The organism is Nocardia sp. NPDC127526 (genome assembly GCF_042672265.1).
Classification (GTDB): domain Bacteria; phylum Actinomycetota; class Actinomycetes; order Mycobacteriales; family Mycobacteriaceae; genus Nocardia.
The window spans coordinates 60,564-73,635 of sequence record NZ_JBHXVO010000023.1 but is presented as its reverse complement, the minus strand read 5'-3'; the positions used below and the strand labels follow the sequence as shown (position 1 = coordinate 73,635).

Annotated in this window: 13 protein-coding genes; 8 read left to right on the top strand and 5 right to left on the bottom strand. The window is 69.3% G+C overall.

The annotated features are described in order from the left end of the window. Positions 1–67: 67 nt before the first annotated feature. A complete protein-coding gene (locus tag ACFVIV_RS29015) occupies positions 68–934 on the bottom strand; it encodes an RNA polymerase sigma-70 factor (protein ID WP_379201693.1) in 867 nt (288 codons plus the stop codon). Between the two features lie 221 nt (positions 935–1,155). Here ACFVIV_RS29015 and ACFVIV_RS29010 point away from each other — a divergent pair, with 221 nt between their 5' ends. Next, the gene (locus ACFVIV_RS29010) at positions 1,156–2,178 is read left to right on the top strand and encodes an alpha/beta hydrolase (RefSeq protein ID WP_379201691.1); all 1,023 of its coding nucleotides are present in this window, start codon (positions 1,156–1,158) and stop codon (positions 2,176–2,178) included. Between the two features lie 60 nt (positions 2,179–2,238). Here ACFVIV_RS29010 and ACFVIV_RS29005 read toward each other — a convergent pair whose 3' ends face one another. From ACFVIV_RS29005 to abaF, 4 genes are all read right to left on the bottom strand, one after another. Further along, the gene (locus ACFVIV_RS29005) at positions 2,239–2,616 is read right to left on the bottom strand and encodes a VOC family protein (RefSeq protein ID WP_379201689.1); all 378 of its coding nucleotides are present in this window, start codon (positions 2,614–2,616) and stop codon (positions 2,239–2,241) included. 89 nt (positions 2,617–2,705) lie between these two features. Further along, a complete protein-coding gene (locus tag ACFVIV_RS29000) occupies positions 2,706–3,407 on the bottom strand; it encodes a helix-turn-helix transcriptional regulator (RefSeq protein ID WP_379201687.1) in 702 nt (233 codons plus the stop codon). Between the two features lie 92 nt (positions 3,408–3,499). After that, the gene (locus ACFVIV_RS28995) at positions 3,500–4,162 is read right to left on the bottom strand and encodes a GntR family transcriptional regulator (protein WP_379201685.1); all 663 of its coding nucleotides are present in this window, start codon (positions 4,160–4,162) and stop codon (positions 3,500–3,502) included. 80 nt (positions 4,163–4,242) lie between these two features. After that, entirely contained in the window at positions 4,243–5,616 is a 1,374-nt protein-coding gene (gene abaF / locus ACFVIV_RS28990; protein WP_379201683.1) for a fosfomycin efflux MFS transporter AbaF, read from the bottom strand. 180 nt (positions 5,617–5,796) lie between these two features. On the opposite strand from abaF, the gene ACFVIV_RS28985 reads away from it, so the two are divergent. The 7 genes from ACFVIV_RS28985 to ACFVIV_RS28955 all read left to right on the top strand — a co-directional run bounded on the left by ACFVIV_RS28985 (position 5,797) and on the right by ACFVIV_RS28955 (position 13,050). Further along, on the top strand, positions 5,797–6,708 hold the full coding sequence (locus ACFVIV_RS28985) for a dihydrodipicolinate synthase family protein (protein WP_379201681.1): 912 nt from the start codon (positions 5,797–5,799) through the stop codon (positions 6,706–6,708). A gap of 59 nt (positions 6,709–6,767) precedes the next feature. Then, positions 6,768–8,240, top strand: coding sequence for an aldehyde dehydrogenase (NADP(+)) (locus ACFVIV_RS28980; RefSeq protein WP_379201679.1), 1,473 nt, complete (start codon positions 6,768–6,770; stop codon positions 8,238–8,240). 122 nt (positions 8,241–8,362) lie between these two features. After that, entirely contained in the window at positions 8,363–9,847 is a 1,485-nt protein-coding gene (locus ACFVIV_RS28975; protein WP_379201677.1) for an NAD(P)/FAD-dependent oxidoreductase, read from the top strand. Positions 9,848–9,855: 8 nt separating this feature from the next. Continuing rightward, positions 9,856–10,290 (top strand): (2Fe-2S)-binding protein, encoded by a 435-nt coding sequence (locus tag ACFVIV_RS28970; protein WP_379201675.1) that lies wholly within the window; start codon positions 9,856–9,858, stop codon positions 10,288–10,290. Further along, entirely contained in the window at positions 10,287–10,475 is a 189-nt protein-coding gene (locus tag ACFVIV_RS28965) for a hypothetical protein (RefSeq protein ID WP_379201673.1), read from the top strand. The genes ACFVIV_RS28970 and ACFVIV_RS28965 overlap by 4 nt, the downstream gene beginning before the upstream one ends. Further along, entirely contained in the window at positions 10,472–12,049 is a 1,578-nt protein-coding gene (locus ACFVIV_RS28960) for an FAD-dependent oxidoreductase (protein ID WP_379201671.1), read from the top strand. Before ACFVIV_RS28965 ends, ACFVIV_RS28960 begins: the two co-directional genes overlap by 4 nt. Beyond that, a complete protein-coding gene (locus ACFVIV_RS28955) occupies positions 12,049–13,050 on the top strand; it encodes a proline racemase family protein (RefSeq protein ID WP_379201669.1) in 1,002 nt (333 codons plus the stop codon). Before ACFVIV_RS28960 ends, ACFVIV_RS28955 begins: the two co-directional genes overlap by 1 nt. Positions 13,051–13,072 lie beyond the last annotated feature (22 nt).

Here is a 13,072-nt window from a genome sequence, read left to right as displayed (position 1 = left end):
CCCGAGACGATCGCGAATGTTGCTGAACAGTTGCCATCATTCAGCGACCGGCGTTCACCGGCCATACTCACCGGCGCAGCGCGGTCTCGTGCTCGAGCTGCGACAGCTTCTCCGGATTGCGCACGGCGTACAGGCCCGTGATGCGGCCGCGGTCGATGCGCAGCGCCACCACGGTGTCGATCTCGCCGTCGATCCGGACGATCAAGGCCGGATTCCCATTGATCTGCGCCGCGTGCAGCGACGCCGCGGCGATTCGGCTCAGCACCTGGGCCACCAGTTCAGCGCCGATGAGCGGCTCCAGCGCGGCCTGCTTGATCCCGCCGCCATCGGTCAGCAGCACCACATCGGGGGCGAGAATATCGAGCAGGCTCTGAATATCCCCGGTCCGGACGGCCCGCTGGAACGCGTCGAGGGCCTCGCGGGTCTCGGCCTGCGACACCACCTCGCGCGGGCGGCGCGCGGCGACGTGCCCGCGGGCCCGGTGCGCGATCTGGCGGACCGCGGCCGGGCTCTTGTCCACGGCCTCGGCGATCTCGTCGTAGTCCAGGCCGAAGACCTCGCGCAGCACGAACACCGCGCGCTCGGTGGGGGTGAGCGTCTCCAGCACCAGCAGCATCGCCATCGACACGCTTTCCGCCAGCTCGATATCGTCGGCTACATCGGGCGCGGTGAGCAGCGGCTCGGGCAGCCACGGTCCGACATAGGACTCCTTGCGCCGCCCGAGCGAACGCAGCCGCCCGAGCGCCTGGCGGGTGGTGATCCGGACCAGATACGCGCGCTGATCCTGGACCGTGCCGGGGTCCACGCCCACCCACTTCAGCCAGGTCTCCTGCAGCACGTCCTCGGCATCGGCCGCGGACCCGAGCATCTCGTAGGCGACGGTGAACAGCAGCCGGCGGTGGGCGACGAACGCCTCGGTGGCTGGATCCGGCATGGGTTGCTCCTCTGCGTTCGCGATGGTTCTCACCCCACCAGATGCCGCCCGCCCCGCTTTTGTGACAGCGAATTCCTGTGGCGCACCTCACGCCCGAATTGGCGCAACAGCCGCCGATGCACGACGCTGTCCAGTAACGGTTTCGCCACGCCGGAAGATCAACCGTGTCGGGGAGGTTTCCCGCGAGCCGTTCACAAGCACAGTGAGTAAGGGATTGATTGATGCGTTGTCGACTACCGAGACGATCGCTCGCCGCGCTGCGGGCAGGCGCTGTGGCGCTCACCGTTGCGATGTCCGTGGCGGTGGTCGGAGGTACCACTTCAGCGGCGCCCGCCAAGGCGTCCTCGGTCACCTCCGTCCAGAAGGACGGGCGGACCTGGCACCTGAAGGTGTACTCGGCGGCAATGGATCAGGAGATCACCGTCGACGTGCAGCGGCCCGTCGACGAGTCCACGCCCGCGCCCAACCTGTGGATGCTCAATGGCCTGGACGGCGGTGAGGGCACCGCGAGCTGGAAGGCGCAGACCGATGCGCTGCAGTTCCTGGCCGACAAGCAGGTCAATGTCATCCAGCCGATCGGCGGGCGCGGCACCTACTACACCGACTGGCAGAAGCCGGACCCCAAGCTCGGCGTGAACATGTGGAAGACGTTCTTCACCGAGGAACTGCCGCCGCTGCTGGACAGCACGCTGAACTCCACCGGCCTCAACGCCCTGGCCGGCCTGTCCACCTCGGGCACCTCGGTGCTGCAGCTGGCCGAGGCCAAGCCGGGCCTGTGGAAGGGCGTCGCCGCCTACAGCGGCTGCGCGCAGATCGCCGATCCGGCGGGCAAGCAGTTCGTCAAGTTCTCCACCGAGACCTGGGCCGGTGGTGACACCAAGAACATGTACGGGCCGGATGACAGCCCGCTGTGGGCGGAGAACGATCCGGTCATCAATGCCGAGAAGCTGCGCGGCACCCAGCTCTACATCTCCAGCGGCAGCGGCATCCCGGTCATGGAGGATGTGCAGTACTACCTGAGCAGCGCCCCCGGCGTGACCGGCGCGATCAACCTCACCCTCGGCGTGGTGATCGAGGCGGCCGTGAACGGCTGCACCGCCAACCTCAAGAACAAGCTGGATTCGCTGGGCATCCCGGCGACCTACCAGTTCAACCCGGTCGGCACGCACTACTGGCCGTACTGGGAAGAGGCGCTGCACAAGTCGTGGCCGATGCTGGCCGCGAGCATGCAGATCCAGGCCTGATCGTTACCTCTCGTTCGGTCCGGGGAGCCCTGTGGGCCCCCGGACCGAACGCGTTGGCGGCTACTTCGGCGCGGGCGAGAAGACGCCGAAGCAGTTGCCGGAGGTGTCCAGGATCTTGGCGAACACCAGGCCGTCCGGGGAGGTGAACGGCGGCGTCGAGATCTTGCCGCCGTGCTGTTCCGCCGCGGCCACCGTGGCCGCGACATCCTGGACCAGGACGTAGAAGATCGCGTGATTTCCGGCGGGGTCGGGGGTGTGCGCGACGCCGCCGTGGGGGATCTCGCTGCCGGGATAGCTGACCAGGTCGTAGGTTCCGCCGCCATTCGGATCCGAGGCGAAGTTCCAGCCGAACAGCGCGCCGTAGAAGTCCTTGACGCGGTCGGGTTCATTGCTGCCGACCTGGAACCAGGCGACCGTGTTGTAGGCGGGTGCGGTCATTGTTCGTCTCCCGAAGAGTCGTGGTGGTTGTGCTTGCGCCACAACGATCTCCCCGCTCGGCGACAACCCGCTGTCGGTGTTTCCGTCCGTCAGAGCGTGATCGTTCGCACACGATGCAGGGGCGCGTCCAGATCGCAGGATTCGAGCGTGCGTTCCGGTGTCGGCGAATCGGTCAAGGTCACGCCGGTCATCCGATCCAGCCGGAAGCAGCGCGCCTCGTCCCGCAGCCGGCACCAGGCGACCAGATACCAGCCGGGCGAGCCGAGCAGCAGCACGATCGGCTCCACCTCGCGCTCGCTGTGCGCGCCGGAGCGGTCGAGGTAGCCGATGCGCAGCGCGCGGCGGGCGAGGATGGCCTGTTCGATGACCGGCGGTATCGGTTCGGGCGCGGGTGAATCCGGGCCGTCCAGCAGTCGCACCCGGGCGGCCAGCTCGCGCGCGGCCGCGGTGTTCTGCTGCGACATGGCCGCCAGAATCTTGTGCAGCGCACTGTGCCCGGCCCGCGCGAACGGGCCGTCGTGGCCGCGCGCCACCGCCACGGCCAGCGCCACCGCCTCGGCCGCGGTGAAATTCAGCGGCGGCAGCGACATGGTCTTCTCCAGGGCATAGCCGCCCCGCCGCCCGACATCGGCGTAGATGGGCACCCCGGACTGCTGTAGCGCGCTGATGTCGCGCTCGATGGTCCGGATGCTGACCCCGTGCCGGGCGGCCAGCTCCCGGGCGGTGCGCATGCGCGGTGCGACGGCCCGCAACTGTTCCACGATCGCGTAGAGCCGATCCGTGCGATTCACGCCCCGACCGTAGCGATCACCACCGACATGTTCCGGGCTTGGCGCCCAGGGGTTCTCACCGGCGCGCGGCACGGCCGGATTCGGTGCGGGGCTCAGTCCTCGGGCTTTGCCCAGCGGCCGCGGGCCTGCTTGATGTGCTCGCAGAGGAAGGTCTCGACGGCGTCCTGATCGCGGGATTCGATGAGGTCGACGATGGTGAAGTGCTCGCGGGCGACATCGACGAGCTCGCCCTTCTGCGCCAGGGCGGCGAGGCCGAACAGGCGGGTGTGGTCGCGCAGGTCGGAGACGAGCGCATTGAGCCGGGGGTTGTCGGCGTAGCCGAGCAGGGTCAGGTGGAAGACCTGGTCGGCGGCGGTGTACTCGACCAGATCACCGCGTTCGGCGCCGTCGACGATCGCGGCGGCGAGTTCGCGCAGCCGGGGGAGATCCGCGGCCGGGATCAGCGGTGTGACCGCGCGGACGGTGGGCGGTTCCAGCAGCAGCCGGATTTCGGTGATGTCGTCGAGGTCCTTCTCGGCGACCTCGGTGACGCGAAAACCCTTGTTGGGCACGATGGAAATGAGATTCTCGCGGGCCAGATCCTGCATGGCCTCCCGCACCGGCGTGGCGGAGACGCCGAAGCGGGCGCCGAGGGTGGGGGCGGAGTACACGACGCCCGGCTCCATCTCCCCGGCGATGATGGCCGCGCGCAGCGCCCGCGAAACCTTGTCGCGGAGGCTGACCTTCTCCATCTGGGTGAAGTGGTCGATGCTCACGTGCCCGTTCCCCTGCTCATGACGGCTGATTCGATCGGTCGCCCCGCATTCTATGCCATGTCACGTGGCATCCTCCGGGTTCATCGGGCGGCCGCCTCCGCGTCGACGGTCCGCAGCGAGGCGCCCGAGGTCTCCTTGGCGAAGCCCACCGCGAGGACCGAGATGGCCGCCGCCGCAACCAGATACAGCGAGATCGGCACCGAACTGTGGAAGCCGTTCAGCAGGCTGATGGCGATCAGCGGTGCGAGCGAGCCCGCCATAATGGGCGCGACCTGATAGCAGAACGAGAGCGCCGTGTACCGGACGTGGGTCGGGAACATCTCGGTCATGAGGGCGGAATACGGTGCGTAGGTGAGTGATTCGATCGCCAGGCCGAGGGTGATGGCCACGATGATGATGGCGTAGTTGCCGGTGTCCATCATCGGGAAGGCGGCGAATCCCCAGCCGGCGGTGAGCACCGCGCCGGTGAGGTAGACCGGCCGGCGGCCGATCAGGTCCGAGAGCAGTCCGGCGGCCGGGATCATGAAGAAGTGCAGCAGGTGCGCGACCAGCATCAGGCCGAGAATCGGCGCGGTATCCACCTCCACCACCAGCTTCAAGTAGGTGATCGAGAAGGTCACCACGATGTAGTAGAGGATGTTCTCCGCGAAGCGCGCGCCGATGCCGATCAGCACCGCGCGCCAGTGATACCGCAGCACCTCCACGATGCCGAGCGAACGCTGTTGATCCGCTTCGAATTTCGCCTGCGCCTCGACGAAGATGGGGGCGTCGTCGACGCTGGAGCGCACCCAGTAGCCGACGATCACGACGACGGCCGACAGCCAGAAGCCGATCCGCCAGCCCCAGGACAGGAACTGCTCGTCGGACAGGTTCGCGGACAGCACGAGCATCACGACGGTCGCCAGCACATTGCCCAGCGGTACGCCGGCCTGCGGCCAGCTGGCCCAGAAGCCGCGGCGGTCATCGGGACTGTGCTCGCTGACCAGCAGTACCGCGCCGCCCCATTCGCCGCCGAAGGCGAAGCCCTGGATCAGGCGCAGCGTCACCAGCAGGATCGGGGCCCAGTAGCCGATGGCGTCGAAGCCCGGCAGGCAGCCCATGAGGAAGGTCGTGATGCCCACGACCACCAGGCTGAGCTGGAGCAGGGCCTTGCGGCCGACCCGATCGCCGAAGTGGCCGAACAGTAGCCCGCCGAACGGGCGCGCCAGGAAGCCGACCGCGTAGAGCGCGAAGGCGGCGATGATGCCGTCGACGGCATTGCCGCTGGACCGGAAGAAGACCTCGCCGAAGACCAGCGCCGAGGCGGTGCCGTACAGGAAGAACTCGTACCACTCGGCCACCGCACCGGCCATGGCCGCGGCCACGATGCGGCGTAATCCGGTGGGGGCCTGGGTTTTCTGGTCGATGCCGTCGGGTTGCGGTGTGATTGCGGCGGTGCCGTCGACAGCGGTCATGGTGTGCGCCCTCATCGCTCAGTGAAGTGTGACATTGCACCGTAGAGAAGTGACCGCGCTCACGCAAGTGGTTGCGTGAGGTGGGCCACACCCGCTAGCTTCAGTGCAATGTCACACGGCACTGGGGTGGCAGCGGCGGCCGGGCGCTCTTCCCGGACTCTCGACCCGATGGAGGCCCTCATGACCGAAACGACCACGTCAACGGCGTACAAGCCCTGGCACGGGGTACTGGTCGCGACGACCCTGCCGTTCACCGCGGACCTGGAGGTCGACTACGACGCCTACGCCGAGCACGTGGCGTGGCTGGCGGCCAACGGCTGCCACGGGGTGAGCCCGAACGGGTCGCTCGGCGAATATCAGACGCTCTCCGACGAGGAGCGGGCCAAGGTGGTGGCCACCGCCATCGCCGCGGCGCCCGCGGGATTCACGGTCATGCCCGGCATTGCCGCCTACGGCGCATTGCAGGCTCGCCGGTGGGCCGAACAGGCCGCCGAGGCCGGGGCGCAGGCGGTGATGCTGTTGCCGCCCAACACCTATCGCGGCGGCCGGGATTCGATCCTCGATCACTACCGCACGGTGGCGCGGGTCGGTCTGCCGATCGTGGCCTACAACAACCCGATCGACACCCATATCGATCTGACCCCCGGCATTCTGGCCGAGTTGCACGCCGAGGGCCTGATCGTGGGCGTCAAGGAGTTCACCGGCGATGTGCGCCGCTTCTACGAAATCAAGGAGCTGGCACCGGATCTCGATGTGCTCGTCGGCTCCGACGATGTGGTGCTGGAACTCGGCATCGCCGGCGCGGTCGGCTGGGTGGCCGGGTACCCGAACGCGATCCCGCAGTCGACGGTCGAGCTCTACAACGCGGCGGTGAACCGCGATCTGGACAAGGCGCTGCCGCTCTACCGCGACCTGCACAAGCTGCTGCGCTGGGATTCCAAGACCGAATTCGTGCACGCCATCAAGCTGTCCATGGATCTGGCCGGGCGGCCCGGCGGTCCCTGCCGTCCCCCGCGCGTGCCGCTGGCGCCGGAATTGGCCGCGAAGATCGCCGCCGATACCCGCGAGGTGCTGGCCAAGGGCTACCGGTAAGCGGTGATACCGCAACCGAAACCGCACGCGCACTGGTGAATACGGGAAGCGAGAATGCGATGACCATCGACGAGACGACCACGGTCGAATCCGTCGCCGATACGACGCCCGCGGGGGTCGACAGCGCTGTCGACGCGGCGGCGTCGGCCGCCGGGCCCTGGGCCGCCGTGGAATTGGCCGAGCGCGCCCGGGTGCTCGACACCATCGCGGACCGGCTCGACGCCCATGCCGCAGAGCTGATCCCGCTGGCGATACGGGAGACGCGGCTGCCGGAACCACGCCTGGCGGGTGAGCTGAAGCGAACCACCTTCCAGCTGCGGCTGTTCGCGCAGCTGGTGCGCGACGGCGGATTCCTCGATGTGCGCATCGACACCGCGGATGCGCAGTGGCCCATGGGTGTGCCGCGACCGGACCTGCGCCGCATGAACATTCCGCTCGGCCCGGTGCTCAACTTCGCGGCCAGCAACTTCCCGTTCGCCTTCTCCGTCGCGGGCGGGGACACCGCCTCGGCGCTGGCCGCGGGCTGCCCGGTCGTGGTCAAGGCCAGTCCGGGTCACCCGGAACTGTCCGGCGCGGTCGGCGCTCTCGTTGCCGAGGCGATCAGCGAATGCGGCGCTCCCGGCGGCACATTCGGCCTGATCTTCGGACGCGACGCCGGTGTGCGGGCACTGCTCCATCCGCGCACGGCCGCCGTCGCCTTCACCGGTTCCACCGCGGGCGGCCGTGCGTTGTACGACCTGGCCTGCGGCCGGCCGGTGCCCATTCCGTTTTACGGGGAACTGGGTTCGATCAATCCGGTCTTCGTGACGCCCGAGGCGGCGCGGTCGCAAGCCGCCGAAATCGCCTCCGGACTGCTGACCGCAGTGAGTTCCAGTGCGGGACAACTGTGTACGAAGCCCGGCCTGGTAGCGGTGCCTGAGGAGGCTCCGGTGCTGGCCGAGCTGATCGCCGCCGCCCCGGCACCGACCGGCGAGCTGCTCAACGACCAGATCGCGGCCGGGTTCGAGAAGGCCGTCGAGCAGGTGCGTGCGCATTCCGCGGTCGGCGTGCTGGCCGGTGGCGGACCCGGCGCGGCATTGCTGCTGACCACGACCGCCCGCGCCGTCCTGGCCGATCGCGAGAGCCTGATGCGCGAGATGTTCGGCCCGGCAACGCTGGTGGTGACCTACCGGGACACCGCCGAACTGCACGAGCTGGCCCGGTCGTTGCACGGCGAGCTGACCGTCTCGGTCTTCGGAGACCGGGCCGACGACACCACCCGCGCCCTCCTCGCCGCCGCCGCGACCGTGGCCGGGCGCGTCCTGTGGAACTCCTGGCCCACCGGCCTGTCGGTGACCTACGCCCAGCAGCACGGCGGCCCCTACCCGGCCACCACCGCGCCGTCGACGACCTCGGTGGGCACCGCGGCCGTCACCCGCTTCCTGCGCCCGGTCGTCTTCCAATCGGTACCCGACGACCTGCTGCCGCCGGCGTTGCGCGAGGCGAATCCGCTGACGGTGCCGCGTTCGGTGAACGGGGCACCCGCGCAATGACTCTCGGCGACAGCACGGGGGAGGCCCGGCCCGGCCCGTACCGGCGTGACCCCGCACCCGGTGGTGGCGGCCCGGCTGCCGATGACGGTCGCGTGCTGGATCGGACCGCTCACGATGGCCGCGTGCCGGACCAGTCCACCGCCGATGGCCGCGTGCCGGACCAGGCTGCCGCCAATGGGCGCGTGCTGGACCAGGCTGCCGCCGATGGCCGCGTGCTGGATCAGGCTGCCGCCGATGGGCGCGTGCTGGACGGGACTGCCGCCAATGGGCGTGTGCTGGACGGGACTGCCGCCGATGGGCGTGTGCTGGATCAGGCTGCCGCCGATGGGCGCGTGCCGGGCCGGGCCGGAAGTTCGAACCGCGATCCGGCGCGACGGACGACGGGCGGCGCGGCCGACGCGGTGATCCTCGACGGGCTCGCGGTGCTGATCATTGGTGGCGGCATGATCGGCTGCGCGCTTGCGCACCGGCTCGTCCTCGCGGGTGCGTCGGTGCGGGTCTGTGAGGCCGGTGGGCTCGCCTCGGCGACCACCGCGCACGGCGAGGGCAATGTGCTCGTATCGGACAAGGGGCCGGGGCCGGAGCTGGAGCTCGCGCGGCTGTCGCGCGGATTGTGGCCGGAAACCTTGGTGCGCATCGGCGAGCGCCTGCCCGATGAGGTCGCCGCCGCCGAATGGGAGCCCAAGGGCGGCATTGTCGTCGCCACCACCGAGGCCGGGGCCACCGCACTGGACGAGTTCGCCCGTGGCCAGCGCGCGGCCGGAGTGCGGTGTGAGGAACTCGACGCGGATCGGCTCGCTACGGCCGAACCCGCGTTGACCCGGGATGTGACCGCGAGCGTCTACTACCCTGATGACGCTCAGGTGCAGCCCGTGGGCGCGGCGGCGGCCCTGATCGGGTCCGCCGTCGCGGCCGGGGCGATCGTCGAAACGCGTTGCGCCGTAACCGGGCCCATCCTCGAGGGCGGTCGCCTCATCGGTGTGCGGACCACGAAGGGAACCCGCTACGCCGACGTGGTGATCAATGCGGCCGGGCCGTGGTCGGGCCCGGTGTCCGAACTGCTCGGCGCACCAATCGCGGTCAAACCCCGCCGCGGCGATGTGCTGATCACCGCGCCCATGCCGCCCACCGTGTTCCACAAGGTCTATGACGCGGATTACGTAGGCGCGGTCGGCAGTTCGGACGCGGCCCTACAGTCCTCGGCCGTGGTCGAGTCCACCCGGGGCGGCCCGCTGCTGATCGGCTCCTCGCGCCGCCAATGCGGCTTCGACGACCGGCTGCGCCCCGACAGCCTGGCCGCCATCGCCCGCAAGGCCCTGCGCCTTTACCCGGTCCTCGCCGACGTGGCGGTCATGCGCGCCTACGGCGGCTTCCGCCCCTACGTCGACGACCACCTCCCGGTGATCGGCCCGGATCCCCGCCTGCCCGGCCTTTGGCACGCAACCGGCCACGAGGGTGCGGGCATCGGCCTCTCGGTCGGCACCGCCCACCTCCTGACCGCCGCACTCGCGAATCTGCCCACCGCAGTCGACATCACGGCTTTCGCCGTGGACCGACCCGCCGTCCTCGCCCCGCTCGAATCGACGAAGAAGTACGTATCGCTATGAGTCCCAGAATGATTCCGGCAGAGCGCGATCCGGTCGGCCGGTCGGACCGCCCGTTGACCATCACCATCGACGGTGTCGCTGTGAACGGCGTGCACGGTCAGACCCTCGCCTCGGTGCTGCTCGCCGCCGACCGCTCGCACTGGCGCACCGGCCCGAACGGCGGCCGCCGCGGCGTCTTCTGCGGCATCGGCATCTGCTTCGACTGCGCCGCCACCGTCAACGGAATCCCCGATATCCGCCTGTGCCGTCGCCCGGCTCGCGACGGCGATGTGATCGCCACCCAGACCCGCGAGATCGCCGCTGAATCCGGAGCGATCGAGCCTCGAGCAGGCACGGCCATCACGCAACCGGACATGAGCGCCATCGCGGTCACAGCAGACGTGGCTGCCGCGCAGTCGAATTCGGTAACCGCTCAGCTCGGCTCAACCGAGGGAGAGCGATGACCAGGCATGCGGTGATGATCGGCGGCGGTTCGGCGGCCTCCGGCGCGCGCTTCCCCGGCGCTATCGGGCACGGCCTGCGCATGTCCGAGAAGTGCGTGCGATGCAAGGCTGCCCACCCGCGCTGCGCGTCCCTGCTCCGGGCGGCGATCTACCGGGCCGAGCGGCATGTCGGGGGAGAACGATGACCAGGCATGTAGTGGTGATCGGGGGTGGTCCGGCCGGAATGGCGGCGGCGGAAGCCGCGCTGCGGCACGGAGCGACGGTGACGCTCATCGACTCGAACGAGGCGCTCGGCGGACAGTACAACCGGCGGATTCCGGCTGCCTTCGGGGTGCGCCGCCCATTCTCGATCGGCCATGGTTATCACGCAGCCGAGCAGCGCGCGCGGTGGCTCATGGAGCATCCGCGTTGCGAGTACCTGGCGTGCGCGGCGGTCTATCAGATCGAGCGGCATGCCGAGGGTGGCTGTCCCGCAGTGCGATTGCTGCAAGGGGTCGAAGGCGACCAGCGGACGCATCGGGTGATTCAGGGTGATGCGCTGGTCATTGCCGCCGGAGCCTACGACCGGGTGTGCCCTTTTCCCGGCTGGGATCTGCCCGGCGTCTATACAGCCGGCGCCGCACAGACTCTCGCGAAGACGCAACGGGTGCTGGTCGGGCAGTCGGTGCTGGTATCCGGGACCGGACCGTTCCTGCTTCCCGTAGCCCAGTCGCTGGCTGTCGGCGGGGCGAATGTGCGCGCCGTTCTGGAGGCGAACCCAGGCCGCTGGATCGCCCGGCAGTGGGCCGCGCGGCCGTGGGAATTGCGGCACAGCGCGAGCAAGGCCGGTGAGCTCGTCGAATACATCGCTTCCGGTGTGCGGCACCGCATTCCATTGCGTACATCGAGCGCTGTCATCGCGGTGGCGGGCCACGGTCGCGTGGAAGAGGCCACGGTGGCCCGCCTCGACGCGGACTGGACGCCCATCCCCGGCAGCCACACGACGGTGCCGGTAGACGCGGTCGCGATATCGCACGGCTTCACCCCGCAGCACGAACTCGCGGTGGCCGCCGGTGCACAGCTGACGCCGGGTGGATTCGTCCGGACCGACCGCTCACAGCGAACCACCGCCGAAGCGGTCTGGGCGGCAGGGGAAATCACCGGCATCGGCGGATCTCAGGTGGCTGCCGTCGAAGGCTGGGTCGCCGGAATGAGCGCGGCCGGAACCGATCCGGCCTCCGATCGTGCGCTGCGCGCCCGGCACCACACTGCGCAGCAATTCGTGGCGCGGCTCGTGGCCGCCCACCCGATCCGCCCCGGCGTACTCGCTTGGTCGCGACCGGACACCGTTATCTGCCGATGCGAGGGCACCACTCGCGAGGCGCTGATCGCTGCTTGGAACCGCACGGCGGGCGACGGCTACCGCCCCGCCAAGCTCGCCACCCGCGCCGGGCTGGGTCCCTGCCAGGGGCGGATCTGCGCCGCGAACATCGACGCCCTGCGGAGCCGGGAGTGCGCAGCCGATCCGTCAGCGGCGCCCGGCACTCGCGAATGCCATTCGGCGACAACGGGTCATACCACTGCCTCGGATGCCGGGGTGCTCGCGTCCAATCCGGCAACACCGCGGGGCGAGGTGGTCTCGCGTGATGCGGTGTGCCCGGACAGTGCCGGGACGCGTCCGCTGCCAGGCCTTGCCGCGGCCACTCCCGCCTGGCGGCCGCTGGCCGCCTCCATCCGTCTTCGTGAACTCGCCGATCTCGATACCGAAGGACAGCACTGATGCGTAGCAGCATGATCATCTCCGCGATCGACACGCACACCGAGGGGATGCCCACCCGGGTGGTGACGGGCGGGGTCGGCACGATTCCCGGTGACACCATGGCGCAGCGGCGGATTCACTTCATCGAGCATCTGGACGGACTGCGCAGGCTGCTGGTCAACGAGCCGCGCGGGCACGCCTCCATGAGCGGGGCGATTCTGCAACCGGCGACCACGCCGGACGGGCATTACGGTGTGCTGTTCATCGAGGTCAGTGGGCTGTTGCCGATGTGCGGGCACGGAACCATCGGGGTGGCGACCGCGCTGGTGGAGGCGGGGATGGTCCCGGTTACCGAGCCGGTGACCGAGATCCGCCTGGATACTCCGGCCGGCCGCGTGGTGGCCTCGGTGAATGTCAGTGCTGGGCACGCGGATTCGGTGAGCCTTCGCAATGTGCCCGCCTACTGCGACAGCCTCGACAATGACGTCGAGGTGCCGGGGCTGGGCACGGTGCGCTACGACATGGCCTACGGCGGAAACTTCTACGCCATTGTCGATCCCGCCAAGCTCGGGCTGCCGTTCGATCGCGCGGAGAAGGATCGGATCGCGGACGCGGGACTGCGAATCATGCGGGCCGTCAATGAATTCCGGCGACCGGTGCATCTGGAGGACGAGCGGATCTCCGGGTGCAAGCACGTGTTGTTCCTCGACCCGGCGTCCGAGCCCGCGCACACCCGCAATGCCATGGCCATCCATCCGGGCTGGTTCGATCGCTCGCCCTGTGGCACCGGCACTTCCGCGCTACTGGCCCGCCAGCATGCGCGCGGCTTGATTTCCGGCGATCAGGTGCTGCGCAACGACTCGTTCATCGACACCACCTTCTACGCGCGGGCGGTCGAAACCACCACGGTCGGTGGGCATCCCGCGATCGTTCCGGAATTCACCGGCCGCGCCTGGCTGACCGCCACGGCCAATTACCTGCTGGACCCGTCGGACCCGTTCCCCGAGGGCTTCGTGTTCTGACCACAACTGTTTCACTGATCAC